This window comes from Rhizobium sp. TH2, from assembly GCF_024707525.1.
Lineage (GTDB): Bacteria > Pseudomonadota > Alphaproteobacteria > Rhizobiales > Rhizobiaceae > Rhizobium_E.
In genome coordinates this window covers 2006341-2021118 of record NZ_CP062231.1, presented here as the reverse complement: position 1 = coordinate 2021118, position 14778 = coordinate 2006341, and the positions used below count along the sequence as shown (strand labels likewise).

Below are 14778 nucleotides of genomic sequence, written 5' to 3'. Positions count from 1 at the left end.
TCTGGCATCATTCCGGGCGAGGGTTCAAGATAAAGCAGTGGAAGAAGCATCGATCTGGGAGCATTGGCCGTGACGCGTCACCTCGAAACAACAATCCTGACCTATCCGATCGCAGGTGTTTTCACCATTTCAAGGGGATCGCGGACCGAGGCGCAGGTGATCGTCTGTACGATCTCGGACCGGGGCGTGACCGGCCGCGGCGAGTGCGTGCCCTACAGGCGCTACGGAGAGACGCTCGCCAGCGTGGAAGAGCAAATCCTGGCGCAGCGCGATTTCGTCGCCGATAGCGGCAGCCGTCACGAACTGGTCAAGCGCATGAAGCCGGGGGCGGCCCGCAACGCCATCGACTGTGCCTTCTGGGATCTCGAATCCAAGCTCGCTGGTGTGCCGGTGGCGCGCGCGCTGGGACTGGCCGCCCCCAAGGCACTGACGACCGCCTATACGATTTCGCTCGGCGAGCCCGAGGTAATGGCCGAGAGCGCCGCCAAACACGCGGGCCGGGCGCTGCTCAAGATCAAGCTCGGAACGACTGATGACGAAAGCCGGATCAAGGCGGTTCGAGCCGCCGCGCCGAATTGTAGGCTCATTCTCGATGCCAATGAAGGTTGGACATCCGACAATATCGAGCACTATCTCAAAGTGTCGGCCGATTGCGGCGTGGACCTTATCGAACAGCCCCTGCCCGCAGGTAATGATGCGATCCTCGGTCGCATCCGCCACCATGTTCCGCTCTGCGCCGACGAAAGCGCTCATGAGACCGCCGATCTCGAACATCTCCGGGGCAAGTATGACGCGGTCAATATCAAGCTCGACAAGTCAGGTGGGCTGACCGAGGCCGTCGTCATGAAGCGGGAGGCCGAGCGACTTGGTTTCTCTATCATGGTCGGCTGCATGGTCGGGTCGTCGCTCGCCATGGCACCGGCGGTGCTGCTGGCGCAGGATGCGGCCTTTGTCGATCTCGATGGCCCGCTGCTGCTCGCCAGGGATTGCGAACCGCCGCTGCGCTACGAAGCTTCGCTCGTCTATCCGCCCGAGCGCGCGCTCTGGGGCTGAAGCATCATCGCGGCGACGACGAAGCCGACGCCGGCGACGGCCACGAGCGTCATGGCGTGGAAACCCTCGACGCCATAGGCCTGGAAGATGAAGCCCGACGACCAGGCCGTCAGGACGTTGAAGAGACAGACGAAGAATTGATAGAAGCCTTGCGCGGAGGCGCCGCGCTCGTCGCCCACCCTTGCCATCATGAAACGCTGGATGCCGACATGGATGATGGCGAAGGTGAAGGCATGCATGCTCTGCAGCGCCAGATGCGGCCAGAAGCCGTGGATCATCGGAAACAGGCTCCAGCGAGCGACGGCGGCCACCGAGCCGAACAGGATCAGCGACCAGATGCTGAAGCGCGCGAGATAACGCCCGGAGATGAAGAAGAGCAGGATCTCCGCCACCACGCCGGCGGTCCACAGGAAGCTGATCTGCATCCCCGTTATGCCATGTGCCGTCCAATAGTTCGTGGCGAAACCGAACAGCATGCCGTGGCTGCCCTGCACCAGTGAAGCGCCGATGATGACGAGCAGGAAATCGAGACGCCAGAACGGGCTTTTGTTGCCCAGGGTGTTTGCCGTCTGGTCAGCGGCGACAGGCACCGGCCTGCCCAAGCGCGGGGCGGACGCTGCGACCAGGATGGTGAGGACAAAGAAAAATGCCATGGATGGCAGGACCATCGAGCCGCCATAGAGATCCAGCAGCCAGCCGCCGGCCAATGTCGAAAAGACGAAGGCGACCGAGCCCCACATGCGCAGATAGCCGTAGTCGAAGGCCCAGCGCCGAACGCCGGTAACCAGCAGCGCCTCGGCAATCGGCACATATGGCGCGTAGAACAGGCTTTGGACGCCATAGAAGAATATGACCGGCCAGAAGGAATGGGTGAAGAACATCATCACTGTGGTGATGAAGGACACCACCGCCGACCAGATGAGAATGACCGCCCGGTCGCTGACGCGATCGGCGAGGAAGGCACCCAGGGGCATGCCGATCATGCGGACGAGAAAGGGGATCGAGACGATGATGCCGATCTCGATATCCGACATCTTGAGCTCTTCGAGATAGACCGGGAAATACAACAGCCCAATGCCGTTGACCATCATAGGCGCGCAGAACAGCAGTGCCGCCCGCCACGCAAAGAGGCGCGGCGCGTCAGCACGCGAGAGGGCATTCGTCGATTGCAGCATTTCAGTGCCTGGAACTTCCCGGACTGTCCCGATGCACGTCGCATCGGGATGAGAGACTCGGCGAATGGCTTCACCCGCCCGGTGATTCACCGCTACCACCTGGAGGCACGTACGCCAAGGACATCGCTACACGCATTTGCGGATAGTGTCCGGGCCATGCAATCATGCAACATCAGGGTCTCTATGAAAGCGCATGCATGTCGGTAATCTACCTGCTGGTGAAGATCGCAGCCGGGCTCGCGGTGGCGGCCTATCTGGCCATCGGCCTGCTTCTCTATGTCAATCAGGCGCGGTTCCTGTTTCCCGGCGCTTACATGCCCTTTCCGCCTGAACTCGATGGGTTCGCCTCGGCGGCCGGGCTGGAAACGCGGAAAATCAGGGCCAGCGATGGCGCCGAGCTTTTCCTGCTCCTGCACGCCCCGCAGTCCGGAAAACCCATCGTCATTACCTTTCACGGCAATGGCAGCTATCCCGAGAGCTATAGCTTTCTCTATGCCGGCTGGATCGCGTCGGGTTACGGCGTGATCGCGCCGGCGGCGCGTGGTTATCCGCGATCATCGGGTGCCGCCGACGGCGAAATGATGCAGCAGGACGCATTGGCCGTCCATGACTGGGCGGTGAAAGCCTATCCCGGCCATCCCGTCATCGTCTTCGGACAATCGCTCGGAACCTCGCCGGCGATCCGTGTCGCCGCGCATCGCAAGGTGGCTGGCGCGGTGCTGGTTTCGCCATTCAAATCCATGCTGTCGCTGGTCCAGGAAAAGATACCCTACCTGCCGATTTCGCTGCTGCTCAAATCGCCCTTCCGGACAGATCTCGATATCGGTGCGGTGACAGTGCCGATCATCATATTCCATGGCGATCGCGACACGCTGGTGCCGATCGCATCGGGCAAGGCGCTCGTGGCCATCGCCAAGACCGATGTCAGTTTCGAGGTGATCGCGGGCGCCGGTCATAACGACGGACTGTTCTCTCCCGACATGGTCGAAAAGATTGCCGGGTTTATTGAAGCGACATCGAGTACATCGCGCTAAAATTGTACTCGACGCAGCCAATATTCAGCTTTCCTCATTTCAGGAAAATGCAAAAACTAAACGATTTTTGCCGTAGAAAGTCATACGATTTGAATTTTATCGATTTGATTTTTCCAATCCTGCACATTCCATATTGATTTTCGCCAAAATCTCGCACTTTGTGCGATGCGGGATCGATCGCGATCCCGCCCCCAAATTCTTCCGACTTCATCCACGCAGATACAACCAGTGGATAGGCCAAATTCCTCGCCGCGGGAGGCACATGTGAATAACATTTATACCGGTCCGGTCTTCGAAATGGCCCGGAGCCAGTTCAACAGCGTCGCCGATTATCTGCAGATTCCAGACGGTCATCGCGACCGCCTGCTCTACCCCAAACGTGCCATCACGATCTCCGTGCCGATCAACATGGACAATGGCGAAATGGCCGTGTTCCAGGGCTACCGGGTGCAGCATCACCTGACGCTCGGGCCGACCAAGGGCGGCACGCGCTTTGCCCCGAATGTCGATATCGGCGAAGTCTCGGCGCTGGCGATCTGGATGAGCTGGAAATGCGCGCTGGCCGGTCTGCCCTATGGTGGGGCCAAAGGCGGCATCACGGTCGATGTCAACAGCCTGTCGCGCCGCGAACTCGAAGCGCTCTCGCGCCGCTACATGCAGGAAATGATCCCGTTCGTCGGCCCGCATATCGACGTCATGGCGCCCGACATGGGCACCAACGAACAGGTCATGGCGTGGTTCATGGATACCTATTCCATGTATCAGGGACGCACCGTCAACGAGATCGTCACCGGCAAGCCCGTCTCTTCGGGCGGCACCGAAGGCCGGCGCGAGGCGACGGGCCTGGGCGTCGCGCATCTCATCTTCCGGTCGATGGAGCGCTTGCAGCTGAAGCCCTCGGATTCGACCGCCGTCATCCAGGGCTTCGGCAATGTCGGCTCGTTCGCGGCCATTGAGCTTGCGCGACAGGGCGTCAAGATCATCGGCGCCTCGGACCACACGTCGTGCTATTTCGACAAGCGCGGTCTCGATGTGAACGCTATGGTGGAATACGCGGCCAGGAACGGCTCGCTGAAAGGCTTCTCGAACGAGCTTGCCTTCGACCCGGCCCAGCTTCTCGTGCAGCCCTGCGACATCCTCGTGCCGGCTGCCATCGAGAGGGTGATCGATGCGGACGTGGCGGCAAAGCTGCAATGCCGCATTCTCGCCGAGGCCGCCAATGGTCCAACCACGCCGGATGCGGACGCGGTGCTCGACCAGCGGCGTAAGGAGATCTTCGTCATCCCCGACATCCTGTGCAATTCCGGCGGCGTGATCGTGTCCTATTTCGAGTGGGTGCAGGATCTGCAGCAGCTGTTCTGGGGCAAGTCGGAAGTGCTCACCCGCCTCCGGGGCCTGCTCGACGACGCGTTCAGCCGTGTCATGGAGCGGGTCGAGAAGGACGACATCTCGCACCGGACAGCGGCGATGGCGATCGGCGTCGACAAGGTCGCAAAGGCCAAGGCGACGCGCGGCCTGTTCCCCTGATCATGCCAAGGGCGGCCTGGATATGTTTCAGGCCGCCTGGATTTCCGCTTCGCGGGCCTGCGGTATCATGATCGGAACCATCGGTCCGGCAAGTGTTTTGGGTAGTTCGACATTCTGCCAGCGGATCAGTTCCATGCGGCCGTCGAAATGCTCGACCACCGCAGTGCAGCTTTCCACCCAGTCACCGGTATTGATATAGGTGATGCCGTCGATATCCTCTATGACGGCATGATGGATATGGCCGCAAATGACGCCATCGACATCGTTGCGTCGCGCCTCGTCGGCGACGACACGCTGGAACTCGCCGATGAAATTCACCGCGCGCTTGACCTGCAGCTTGGCCCAGGCCGAGAACGACCAGTAAGGCAGGCCGAGCAGCCGGCGCGCCCGGGCAATCCAGATATTGAGCGCAATTGCCGTGTCGTAAGCCCAGTCGCCGAGATGGGCGATGAAACGGGCATTGCGGACCACGACGTCGAACTCGTCGCCATGCAGCACGAGGTAGCGCTTGCCGTCGGCGGCGACGTGGATCATGTTGCGGGCGACTTCGATGCCTCCGAAATGGATGCCGGGAAACTCGCGCATGAAGTCATCGTGGTTGCCGGGCACGTAGACGATCCGCGCGCCCTTGCGCCCCTTGCGCAGCAGCTTCTGGACCACGTCGTTGCAGTTCTGCGGCCAGTACCAGGAGCGCTTCAGCCGCCAGCCATCGACGATGTCGCCGACCAGGAAGATTGTCTCCGCTTCATGGACCCGGAGAAAATCCAAGAGGAAATCCGCCTTCGAGGCCTTGGAGCCCAGATGGATGTCGGAGATGAACAAGGTCCGGACCTTTAGGGCGTCGCGATTGTCAAGTTCGTCAAGCATGGCGATCCTCGTTTTGTCATCAACGGGAAAGCAGAGTCACGTATCACCTTTATGACAAAGGGTGCGTGAGGGCCGATTAACTCTGAAAGTTAAAGGCGTTTTCAGCTTTTTGCATCATAGGTTACATTAGATCCGTACCGATCACCCCGATTGCCCCATGCTCAAGACAATGATGACCGCCGCACTGCCGTTTGCGCTCGCTCTGGCTTTGGCCGGAGGTGCTGCCGCATCGCCCGTCTGCGACAGGCTGAACAGCGAACTGACCGTGCTGTCAGAGACATACAGCGCACCCGCCAAGGTGCGGAAATATGCCCGCGCCATCGCCGAGCAGAAGATGAGCATCCGTGACCTGCGCTCGCAATTGCGCGACACCGGCTGCTCCCAGGGCAGCCTATTCGTCATGGGCGGCGACAATCCCGATGAGTGCCAGGAGCTCGAAGACAAGATGGCGCGGATGGAAACCAATCTCGCCATTCTCCATGAAAAGCGCATCAGCCTGATGACCGGCGAGACCGAGGACGCCCGCCGTCAGGAAGTGCTGGCGGCGATCGACGAAAACAGCTGCGGCGACGAGACATTTCTTGCCAGCACTTCGCCTGGCGTGTCGCCGGAGGATTCCTTCGTGAGCGAGACGCCTGACGGCGTCGAAACGATCCGCGTGCCTTCCGAAGCCAATTATGACAACCAGCAATTTGTCGATCTTGGCGGCAGTGCGATCAATGGTTCGTACCGGACGATGTGCGTGCGCACCTGCGACGGTGCTTATTTCCCGGTCTCATCCCAGGCCTCACCGATGAGCTTCCAGCGCGACGCACAGGTCTGTTCGATGATGTGCCCCGGCACCGAGACCGAACTCTTCTATCACTCGATCCGCCAGGAGAGCGACGCGATGCGCTCGGCATTCACCGGCCGGCCATATGACGAACTCGACAACGCCTATCGTTACCGTACGCAGACGAGCACCAAGAACAAGGCTTGCGGCTGCGATTTCTCGCTCTACTACAAGGAGATGATGAAGCGCGAAGCCTTCATCAACAATCCGGAAAAGGTGCCCGAGAAAAAACAGAGCTCGATCGTGTGGATCAAGCCGGAGCTGCGCGGCCAGCTTAAGTCAGATGTCACTGTCACGCCGCCAGTCAAGGAAGCGAAGCTGCGCGACTACAAGCCTGATGGCCACATCCGCCAGATCGGTCCGAAATTCCTGCCTGACAACGAAACGCTCGACCTTCGCAATCCCGAAATGACGCTTCAGAACTGATTTCCTGCCCTCGCATTCGAGGCGGCAAGTCTCTAATGTCGGATCATGAGAATCGTGGTCTGAGGGAACAATGCGCCAACCGGTCGTCCTCCATTGGGGAATTTCGAGTTTTTTCGGCTGGGGCGTCTACGGACTGAACCTCGCGCTCAACTGGGCGGGCGATCCCGACATCGAGCCGCGAACCTCCTTTCCAATGCCCCCGGACCAGATCGTGGTCGATCCGCTGCGGCGGCTTTCATTAAGGTCCTTCGAGATCCAGAGCCGGCAGTTCATCGAACAGCTCAAGGCGCGCGCCGAGCAGAAGGTCAGCGTCGAGGCACCGGTGCTCGTGGCGCTGGGCAATGATTTCGGAACGTCGAAGGGACCGGCGAATACGGAACTCGTGGGCAAGCCATCGATCGGCGTGGTCTTCTTCGAGGTGCCGCATCTCTCGGAGGCAGTGCTGGATCGCGCGCGGGCTTTCCCCCTCGTTGTATGCGGTTCGACCTGGAACGAACAGATTCTGCGTGCGCACGGGCTGACCAATGTCACGACCGTGATCCAGGGCGTCGATCCGGCGCTGTTCCATCCCGCGCAGCGGCAAGGCGTGCTCGCAGGTCGGTTCATGGTGTTCTCGGGCGGCAAGCTGGAACTGCGCAAGGGGCAGGATCTGGTGATGGCGGGGTTTGCGCGCTTCGCCAAACGTCACCCCGAGGCGCTGCTCGTCACCGCATGGCATAGCCCCTGGCCGAAGCTGGCGGCGACGCTCGACCATTCGAGCCGTGCCGCCAAGCTCACTTTCGGCGAGAACGGCAAGCCGGATCTCGCGCAATGGGCGCGTGACAATGGCCTCGTCGACAACCAGTTCCTCGACCTCGGCTCGGTGCCCAATGCCCTGATGCCGCCGATCCTGCGCGAGATGGATGTGGCGCTGTTCCCCAACCGCTCAGAGGGCGGCACCAATCTGGTGGCGATGGAAGCGATGGCCTGCGGCGTGCCGACGATCATTTCGGCCAATACCGGTCATATGGACCTGATCGACGGCAACAATTGCTACGCGCTGGAACAACAGGCCACTGTTGCGGGTGAAGGTGGAGCGGTGGGCTCCGTCGCCGGCTGGGGCGATTCAAGCGTCGACGAGATCGATGACAAGCTCGAACAGGCCTATCGCGACCGCACCGACGCACGACGTCGTGGCGAACGTGGTGCGGCGAAACTCGCGGGCTTCAGCTGGTCACGGACGGCGGACCAGATGAAGCGCGTGGTCAAGCGGGTCACTGCTTGAGTATATCGCGGGCCTTCTCAACCGCCCGCGCGATCGCTGGCGCATAGGCTTCACCTGGCTTCTGCCGGCAAAGCGTCATGGCGGGATACCAGGGTGTGTCTTCCCCTCGCATCATCCAGCGCCAGTCGGGTGCCGACCTGAGTAGCGCGATCGCCGGACGGCCGAGTGCGCCCGAGAGATGCAGCGACGCGGTACAGACCGATACGACGAGGTCGAGTGCGCTCATGATTGCTGCCGTATCGAGGAACGCGTCCGCGCCGTCATCCATATCCGCTCCGGGATGCTCCATGGTGAAGGACAGGCCTTTGACGCGCCATCCGGATGGTGTATCGGCGGGCTCGAGGTCATCGGGTCCGAGTTTCTGGAGCGCGATCAGCCTTGTGCCGGAAAGCGCCGAGAATGGCGCCAGTTCCTCCGGCGACTTCAAGCTGCGTCCGCGTTCGGCTGGCGAATTGGGATTGCCCTGCCAGACGAAGCCGATCGCCTTTTCCGAGCCGCCGAGATGCAGCTTTTGGCGCCAGTGCGCCACCCTCTCGACATTTGCGGCCAGATACGACTGCATGACCGGGATCGAGCCCGGCGTGAGCTTGAGCCGATTCATCAAGCTCATCAGCGGAATCTGGAGATCGCCGCCGGAGGCACTGTGCTGGCCAACCACTTCGATTGGGAATGGCAGGGATTTAAGCAGGGCCTCGAGTTTTTCCGGCACATGAAAAACGATATCTCCACCCAGCGACTTGGCAAGCCCGAGCAGTTTGGCGAATTGGATCGTATCGCCAAGCCCCTGCTCCGAATGGACGATCAACGTCCGCCCTGCAAAGGGCTCGCCGCCCCAGACAGGGATACCCTTGTAGTCAGGCTTCTTGAAGAAACCCGGTGTATCCCAGCGCCATTCATATTCCGCGAAGCCATTGGCGTAGTCGCCGAGTTTGAGCAGCACGTGGCCGAGATTGTAGTGCCCCTCTGCCAGTTCCGGCCAATTCGCCGCGATCTGGCGCAGCAGCGCCGCGGCTTCTTCGAGCTCTCCCCAGTCTGACAGCAGGTTGGCGAGATTGTGCGCCGCGAGTTTCTGGCCGGGATCGAGTTCCAAGGCACGCCGGTAAAGAGCCGCGGCTTCTTCCTCCCGCCCGAGTTCCGCCAGTGCAATCGCCTGGTTCGAGATGACACTGGCGTTGTGGGGCTCCATGTCCAGCGCGCGCGAATAGCAAGCCGAGGCTTCGGCATGGCGGCCGATGTCATTGAGCGCATTGCCGCGATTGAACCAGAAGTCCGCCCGATCGGCGGCCAGGGGTTCGAGCCGCCTATAGACCTCGACTGCCTCCAGTTGCCGCCCGGCTGAGCGCAGGGCGGAAGCGAGATAGGTCAAGGTCTCGGCGGTTTCAGCGCCTGTATCCAGAAGCTGGCGGTAGAGCGAGATGGCCGCATCGAAATCCTGCGCCTTGTGAAGGTCGGTCGCCTCGCGGAAAAGCGCCTGGCCGGCCGCCGGCGTCATGCACCGACCATCTGCTCGGCCAGGTTAGCGCGAATGGCGTTCACCACGGGCTCCCACTCATGGACCTTCTGTTGACGGAACAGTTTGAGCGACGGATACCAGGGGCTTCTGTCGGTCTCGTTCAGCCAGCGCCAGTCGGCGTGGTATTTCAGCATGCCGAACACCGGCACGCCCAGTGTGGCAGCCAGATGCAGCGTCGCGGTGCAGGACGACACGACATAGTCGAGTGCCGCGATGGCATGGGCGGTCTCATGGAAATCGCCGAGCGCCTCGCCGGGTGAGATGAGCTTGTCGGCGAAATCCGCGTTGCGGAGCTGGTCGAGCCCGTCGGACTTCTGCAGGCTGATGAAATGGCTGCCGGGCAGCGAGAAGAGCGGTGCCAGTGCGGCCAGCGGCGGCGAGCGGCCGGCATCGGCGCGTGCCTTGGGATTGCCCTGCCAGATCAGGCCGATCTTGAGACCACCGGACGGAAGTTGCGATTTCCAATGCTGGATCCGCTCCGGGTCGAGCTCGAAACGCGCCGGTGGCGGCACTGTATCGACCGTGGTTCCGAACGCTACCGGCAGGCTCAGCATCGGTATCTGGAAATCAAACTTGCCGATTGGCGCGCCCTGTTCGACGATGGTGATCGGGCGCTCGGTCTGCAGGTGCTTCATCAGCTCCACCAGTGGACCACGGACTTCCAGCACCACACGACCAACGCGACGGGTCGCCTCGCTGACGAATCGGGCAAACTGGATATTGTCGCCGAAACCCTGCTCGCCGTGGATCATCAGCACCTTGCCTGGCGCGTTCTCGCCGTTCCAGCGCGGCTCCCTGAAGGTGCGTGGCCGCATTTCCTTGCTCTGCCAGCGCGCCTCATAATCCCTGAAGCCGCCGATGAAATCACCGTCGAAGAGCTTCGCATGGGCATGATCGAGGACCAGATCTGGATCCTTGGGGTCGAGCGCCCTCGCCTTTTCGAATGCGGCAAGCGATTCCGCGGGGCGGTGCATGTCGCGCATCAGGTTGCCGATGCCGCGATGGGCCTTGGAGAAATCCGGCCTGAGGGCAAGCGCCGCCCGGTAATTGGTGAGCGATTGCTCAAAATTGCATTCATCGCGATGGATGTTGGCAAGCGACAGATGGGATTCGGCCGTCGGCGTCGTCGATATGACCGATTCCAGCTTTTCAATCGCCTTGCCTATGTCGCCGACGCGCCGGAGCCCGATCGCGTAATTGGTCATCAGGTCGGCCGATTTCAGCCCGGCCCGCTCGGCGCCATCGAAGAAGACGACGGCACGATGATTGCGGTCCTTCTGCAGCGCCATGGCGCCCAGCATGTTCAGTGCGCCGGGCAAGAGCTTTTTTATTCCGAGCACATCGCCATAGAGATGCGTAGCCGTGTCATAATCATCCTTGCGCTGGGCCGCGAGCGCATTGTTGAAACTGGCGGCTGGATCGAACGGCTTGACCTCGATGCCATCAGGCATTTCCTTCACATGACGCTGCGCCAGATCGCCCGAAACGAGCTTCGCAAGCGCTTCCGCAAGGCGCCCGACGACGCCGGCGAAGGGGGCATCCTCGACCTCATTGCGAACGCGGCGGAAGACACGGGTTTGCGGATACCATGGGCTATCGGACCGCCCGGTCAGCCAGCGCCATTCCGGATGCGATTTCAGGATCACCCAGCACGGCTTGCCAAGCGCGCCGGCGAGATGGGCGACGGCCGTGTCCGAGGTGACGATGAGATCCAGGTTCATCATCATCGCCGCCGTGTCGGCGAAGGCGTTCGGGCCGGAATCGAAGTCCGCGCCGGGCTGCTCGATTTCAAAGCGGCCGTCGAGAGCCGCGATCTGCTCCTCGCCGGCACCCTTCTGCAAGGCGATCAGCCGGACGCCGGGGATTTTTGCCAAGGGTTCCAGACGCTCCAGCGGATAGGAACGGCCCTTGTCGACCTTGGGATCGGGATTGCCCTGCCACACCACGCCGACGCGGTAGCCGGGCTTTCGCGCCAGCCATTCCGCCCAGCGGGTCACACGCGACGGGTCGGCGGTCAGATAGGTCTCGTAGGCGGGGATCGTATCGAGCTGCATGCCGGTCAGGAACGGCAGGCTCATCATATAGGCCATGGCATCGACGGGCGGCACCTTGTCGCCGTCGCCGATCACGCCATCGACGCCGGGGATAGTGGCGAGAAGATGGGCGATCTTGCTGCGGCAGCCGATCAGGATCTTGGTCGCGCCGCGATCCTTCAGCCAGCGGGCATAGCGTGAGAACTGAAAGGCGTCGCCGAACCCCTGCTCCGCCATCAGCAGGATCGACAGGCCCTTCGGATCGCCGCCGCGCCAGTAAGGCACGTTCGGCCGCCCCACGGCGATGCCGAGCTTATCGGATCGCAGGCGCCCCTCGTAATGCTTGAAGCCATTGGTGAAATCGCCACCGTTGAGCAGCGCCATGCCGAGCGCCAGATGCGCATCGGCGTAATCCGGCCGCACGGCGATCGCCCGGCGGAAAGCCGCGAGCGCGAAATCGTCGCGGCCGGCCTCGAGTTCGGATATGCCGAGATTGTTCCAGGCCTCGGCATGGTTCGGATCGCATTCGACGGCGCGGCGCGAGAACCAGCAGGCGATCTCCAGCTCACCGTGATTCCGCTCATACACGCCAAGATTGCTGAAGGCGTCAGCATTCCCAGGGTCGCAGGCAAGTGCGCGTTCCCAGCTGTCAGCCGAATTCCTGTGACGCTTCGCGGCCGACTGGATCGCACCGAGTTGCACCCAGAGCCGCGCATTGTTGGGATCGAGATCGAGCGCCCGGCGCATGGCGGTCTCGGCATCTCCAAGCTGCTCCATGTCGGTCAGCACGGCCGCGCGCGCCGAATGCGCCGAAGCCGAATTGGGCTCGGCTGCGACGACCTTGTCGAGCATTTCAAGAGCCGCTTCGGAATTGCCGCCTGCGGACTCCTTTTTTGCCAGCGAAATCAAGGATGGCGTATGGTCCGGCTGGACATCGAGCGCGAAACGCACGGCGCGCTTACTGTCGTTGGGGCTGCCGAGACCATCGAGCAGGACGGCGTAATTGCTCCAGAGATCACCATTTCTCGGGCTCAAGGCTACAGAATGTGCCGCCAGCGGCAGCGCAAGCCGCGCATGATTGCGGCTGCGACGGCCGTCTTCCAATACCGCCATCGCGTAGAAATTCAGGAACGGCGCATCACCCTTGCGCCCGCCGGCGGCGGATTCGTAAAGCTCCCTCGCCTCCCGGAATTTGCCCTGCGTATGGAACTCTACGGCCTTGGCGCCATTTTCAGACGCTATCGAGGGTTGAACGGAAACATCCCCGATCAGCCGGTCGAGATCCTTCGTAGCCTCATCGATCAGCCCGGACCAATCGCCGAAAGCCCGCTGCCGGATGAGACGCATGGTGGGATACCACGGCGTCAGGACACCTTCGACGCCCCAGCGCCAATCCGGAATCGCCTTGAGCAGCAGCCAGACCGGCCGGCCGAGCATGCCGGCGAGATGAGCGATGGCGGTATCGGAGGTGATCACGAGATCCAGCGACATCATAAGCGCGGCGCTATCGACGAAAGCGTCGCGACCGGAATCGAACTCCAGCGGGGGCACCACGATATCGAGGCCTTCGGGCGACGGCTGGTCATGGCCGAAATGCTGCTGCAGTGAAATGAAATCCGCCTTATCAGACAGCCCGGCCAGTGGCGCGAAGGCCGAAAGCGGCACCGAACGGTCCTTGTCGATCGACGCATTGGGGTTGCCTTGCCAGGAAAGGCCGACACGCCATTTCTTGCCCGTCGAAGTGCCCAGTGCCGCCCACTGGCGGACACGCTGCTCCTCGAGGGCGATCTTGACAGCGGGTCTCGGCACTCGGTCCGGCGTTGCGCCGAATATTCGGGCGAGTGACATCAGCGGGACATGGACATCGTGCGCGGGCAGCGCGGCGTCGTCGGAAACAAGTGTAATGCCACCGGCCTTGAACATATCGAGCCGCGACAGAATGGAGTGAAGGCGGTTCTGACAGACGAAGATCACCTGACCCGCCCGTTCCGCTGCCTGCGGCAGGAAGCAGATGAACTGGAACGTATCGCCAAAACCCTGCTCATGAACAACGAGCAGGACCTCGTCCTTGATGTCCTCGCCATTCCAGACCGGGCTTTCGACTTTCGGTGACTTGTCGCGCGAACCCGCGACATCGGCGCGGAGCTCGAAATCGGCCCAGGCCTGCGACCAGTTGCCGGCCAGCATGTCGGTGATCGCCAGATTGTATTTGAGCACCGCCCATTCCGGCCAGTGGGTCAATCCCTTGCGGAAATGCCGGATCGACTCGCCGATGCGACCAAGATTGCGCAGCACGACGCCCTTGTTGGCAAAGGCGCCTTCGTGCCACGCTTGGCTCCTGAGCGTCTTGTCGTACGCTAGCAAGGCGTCGGTGTCGCGCGACTGCGCCTGATAGAGAACACCGGCGTTGTAATTGATCTCGGCATTGTCAGGCGCCCGGGTCAGCGCGCGCGCGATGTAGCTCTCGGCCAGCGGATAGTTGCGCGCCTCGATAGCAATATGCCCGGCCTGGCTGAGCAGGCCGGGGTGATCGGGCGCCAATTCCAAACCACGCGATATGGTTTCCCAGGCATCGGCGTAGAGTTTCAACCGGCTCTGGGCGAGCGCGAGATTGACATAGGCACCGACATTGTCGCCCCGGATGGCGATTGCCTGCTTGGCGGCCTCGATCGCGCGCTCGACATCGCCCGTCGCCAGCAGGGCTATGGCCTGGTTCTGGTGGACGCTCGCCTGCGCCGGATCTAGCTCGACAGACCGCTCGAAATGCGGCAGCGCCTCGCCGGAGCGGCCGAGAAGATGCAGCGTGACGGCGAGATAGTGATAGAGCGGTGCGCTCTCGAGTCCGTTGGCTCTGAGCATCTCCAGTGCATCGAGACTTTCGCCGAGACGCCCCTCGCTAAGCAGCTTGCGGCAGTCGTCCACCGTCATTTGCACTGCTTCCGCCTGCATTTGCGCTTTCAACAAGCCGTCTCCCAGATCACATGCCCGATAAATCACGGCCGGACGCTATTGACCGTCCCTTGTCCCGCGCTTGCCGGAACGTGGGTTCCCGTC

The 14778-nt window shown here is 61.8% G+C and carries 9 protein-coding genes; 5 read left to right on the top strand and 4 right to left on the bottom strand.

What is annotated here, in order from left to right; genetic code table 11:
- Window positions 1-69: 69 nt before the first annotated feature.
- Window positions 70-1053, top strand: a complete 984-nt coding sequence (dgcA, locus tag IHQ71_RS10130) for an N-acetyl-D-Glu racemase DgcA (protein ID WP_258161843.1) — start codon at window positions 70-72, stop codon at window positions 1051-1053.
- On the opposite strand, the gene IHQ71_RS10125 is transcribed toward dgcA, so the two are convergent.
- Entirely contained in the window at window positions 1023-2228 is a 1206-nt protein-coding gene (locus IHQ71_RS10125; protein WP_258161842.1) for an MFS transporter, read from the bottom strand. The two genes, dgcA and IHQ71_RS10125, sit on opposite strands and share 31 nt — an antisense overlap.
- A 197-nt stretch (window positions 2229-2425) precedes the next feature.
- On the opposite strand from IHQ71_RS10125, the gene IHQ71_RS10120 reads away from it, so the two are divergent.
- On the top strand, window positions 2426-3262 hold the full coding sequence (locus tag IHQ71_RS10120; protein ID WP_258161841.1) for an alpha/beta hydrolase: 837 nt from the start codon (window positions 2426-2428) through the stop codon (window positions 3260-3262).
- Between the two features lie 297 nt (window positions 3263-3559).
- Window positions 3560-4789, top strand: a complete 1230-nt coding sequence (locus IHQ71_RS10115; RefSeq protein WP_258162797.1) for a Glu/Leu/Phe/Val dehydrogenase — start codon at window positions 3560-3562, stop codon at window positions 4787-4789.
- Between the two features lie 27 nt (window positions 4790-4816).
- Here the strand turns inward: IHQ71_RS10115 and IHQ71_RS10110 are convergent, their stop codons facing one another.
- Complete coding sequence (locus tag IHQ71_RS10110) at window positions 4817-5656, bottom strand: UDP-2,3-diacylglucosamine diphosphatase (RefSeq protein ID WP_258161840.1); 840 nt, start codon at window positions 5654-5656, stop codon at window positions 4817-4819.
- A 157-nt stretch (window positions 5657-5813) separates the two neighbouring features.
- On the opposite strand from IHQ71_RS10110, the gene IHQ71_RS10105 reads away from it, so the two are divergent.
- Both IHQ71_RS10105 and IHQ71_RS10100 read left to right on the top strand, forming a co-directional pair.
- Complete coding sequence (locus IHQ71_RS10105) at window positions 5814-6914, top strand: DUF2865 domain-containing protein (RefSeq protein WP_258161839.1); 1101 nt, start codon at window positions 5814-5816, stop codon at window positions 6912-6914.
- A gap of 70 nt (window positions 6915-6984) precedes the next feature.
- The gene (locus IHQ71_RS10100) at window positions 6985-8178 is read left to right on the top strand and encodes a glycosyltransferase family 4 protein (RefSeq protein ID WP_258161838.1); all 1194 of its coding nucleotides are present in this window, start codon (window positions 6985-6987) and stop codon (window positions 8176-8178) included.
- On the opposite strand, the gene IHQ71_RS10095 is transcribed toward IHQ71_RS10100, so the two are convergent.
- Together IHQ71_RS10095 and IHQ71_RS10090 are read right to left on the bottom strand one after the other, a co-directional pair.
- On the bottom strand, window positions 8168-9670 hold the full coding sequence (locus IHQ71_RS10095; protein ID WP_258161837.1) for a tetratricopeptide repeat protein: 1503 nt from the start codon (window positions 9668-9670) through the stop codon (window positions 8168-8170). The genes IHQ71_RS10100 and IHQ71_RS10095 overlap by 11 nt on opposite strands.
- Window positions 9667-14652 (bottom strand): tetratricopeptide repeat protein, encoded by a 4986-nt coding sequence (locus IHQ71_RS10090; RefSeq protein WP_258161836.1) that lies wholly within the window; start codon window positions 14650-14652, stop codon window positions 9667-9669. The genes IHQ71_RS10095 and IHQ71_RS10090 overlap by 4 nt, the downstream gene beginning before the upstream one ends.
- Window positions 14653-14778: the final 126 nt, after the last annotated feature.